Here is a 2,339-nt window from a genome sequence, read left to right on the forward strand (position 1 = left end):
CGTGCAGGGTGCGGTGGCGTTCCGGCGAGGGTGGGGTCGACGGTGATGAGGTCGCGGATTTCGGTGACGGCGCTGCCGTAGCGGCCGAGCAGGTGGTCGATGGTGGCCGGGGGCAACCGCATCTCGTCGGCGAGGCGGGCGCGCGACAGTGACAGTTCGGTGTAGCCGTGGGCGCCGACGAGGGGGACGGTGTGGGTGCGGCTGGGGCCGATGCGTTGCGGTAGGTCGGCGATGGCGGCGTCGACGGCGTCGGCGGCCATGACGCGGTAGGTGGTGTATTTGCCGCCGGCGACGAGGACGAGCCCGGGGGCCGGGGTGACAACGGCGTGTTCGCGTGAGAGTGCGGTGGTCTGATCGGTGTTGCCCGCGATCAGGGGGCGTAGTCCGGTATAGACGCCGACGATGTCGTCGTGGCCGATGGGGTTTTCCAGTAGCCGGTTGACCTGGGTGAGGATGTAGTCGATGTCGGCGCGGGTGGCGGCGGGGTGGGCCAGGTCGTGGTCCCAGGGGGTGTCGGTGGTGCCGATGACCCAGTGCTGGTCGCTCCAGGGGCACGGGATGACGAACAGCAGGCTCTTGTCGGTTTCGGTGATGAGCCCGGTGGTGGCGTCGATGCGGTCGCGTGGGACGACGATGTGGACGCCTTTGGAGGTGCGGATCCGGAATTGGGGGGTGGCGTCGAGCATGGCCTGGATGTCGTCGGTCCATGGGCCTGCGGCGTTGATGACGCGGGTGGCGCGGATGTCGAAGCGGTGCCCGGTTTCGAGGTCTTCGACGACGGCGCCGGTGATGGTGTCGCCGTCGCGGAGGAAGTCGAGGACGCGGGTGCTGGAGGCGCAGAGGGCGCCGTGGGTGGCGGCGGTGCGGGCCAGCATCATGGTGTGGCGGGCGTCGTCGATCTGGCCTTCGTAGAAGCTGACGCCGCCGCGGATGCGGTCGCGTTTGGCGCCGGGGAATCGGTCGAGGGTGGCGCGGCGGCCGAGGTGGCGGTGGTGGGCGGGCACGCCGCGGCCGGCGCCGAGGATGTCGTAGACGCCGATGCCTGCGCCTGCCCAGGCGCGGTCCAGTAGTGGGCGTTGCAGGGGGTAGACGAATTCGACGGGGGTGGCCAGGTGCGGGGCGAGGGTGTCGAGGATGAGGGAGCGTTCGCGTAGCGCTTCGAAGACGAGGCCGAAGTCGAGTTGTTTGAGGTAGCGCAGGCCGCCGTGGATGAGTTTGGAGGAGCGGCTGGAGGTGCCGGAGGCGTAGTCGCGGGCTTCGACGAGGCCGACGCGCAGGCCGCGGGTGACGGCGTCGAGGGCGGTGCCCGCGCCGACGACGCCCGCACCGATGACGAGGACGTCGAGTTCGGTGGTGGCCATGGTGTGCAGGGCGTGGGCGCGGGTGGTGGGGTTGAGCGGCAGGGGTGTGGTGAGCGTGCGGCCGGTCATGGGGGTGTCTTTCTGGTTAGTGGGTGGTGGTCAGGGGGGTGGACCGGTCGAGGGTGCGGCCGACGGCTTCGGTCCAGCCGGAGTAGCCGTCGGCGCGTTGCTGTTCGGTCCACGTGGGGTGCCAGCGGGTGTCTTCGCGCCAGTGCCGGCGTAGTTCGGTGGTGTCGCGCCAGTAGCCGGTGGCCAGGCCCGCGGCGTAGGCGGCGCCGAGGGCGGTGGTTTCGGTGATGACGGGGCGGCTGACGGGGACGCCGAGGATGTCGGCTTGGATCTGCATGCACAGGTCGTTGGCGGTGACGCCGCCGTCGACGCGCAGTACGTGCAGGTCGACGCCGGAGTCGCTGGTCATGGCATCGATGACGTCGCGGGTTTGGTAGCCGATGGCTTCGAGGGTGGCGCGGGCGATGTGGGCGCTGGTGGCGTAGCGGGTGAGGCCGACGATGGCGCCGCGGGCGTCGGAGCGCCAGTGCGGGGCGAACAGGCCGGAGAAGGCGGGCACGAAGTAGACGCCGCCGTTGTCGGTGACTTGCGCGGCGAGTGTTTCGCTGTGGGCGGCGGCGGGGATGATGCCGAGTTGGTCGCGGAGCCATTGGACGGCGGATCCGGTGACGGCGATGGAGCCTTCGAGGGCGTAGACGGCGGGTTGGTCGCCGAGTTGGTAGCAGACGGTGGTGAGCAGGCCGTTGGTCGATCGGACGGGGGTGGTGCCGGTGTTGAGGAGCAGGAAGTTGCCGGTGCCGTAGGTGTTCTTGGCTTGGCCGGGGTCGAAGCAGACCTGTCCGATCATGGCGGCCTGCTGATCACCCAGCGCGGCCGCTATCGGGATACCGGACGGCTCGATCACGGTACGGCCGTACACCTCGGCGCTGGAACGGATCTCGGGCAGCATCGCCCGCGGGATATCGAAGA

Annotated in this window: 2 protein-coding genes; both read right to left on the reverse strand. The window is 70.0% G+C overall.

From position 1 onward, the window contains the following. Positions 1–1,430 (reverse strand): glycerol-3-phosphate dehydrogenase/oxidase (locus tag GV790_RS28760; RefSeq protein ID WP_163817966.1); only part of this gene is annotated, 1,430 nt, incomplete at its 3' end. A gap of 16 nt (positions 1,431–1,446) precedes the next feature. Next, a partial coding sequence (locus GV790_RS28765) for an FGGY-family carbohydrate kinase (RefSeq protein WP_256673595.1) occupies positions 1,447–2,339 on the reverse strand: 893 nt, incomplete at its 5' end.

Source organism: Nocardia cyriacigeorgica, assembly GCF_010858045.1.
Classification (GTDB): domain Bacteria; phylum Actinomycetota; class Actinomycetes; order Mycobacteriales; family Mycobacteriaceae; genus Nocardia; species Nocardia cyriacigeorgica_E.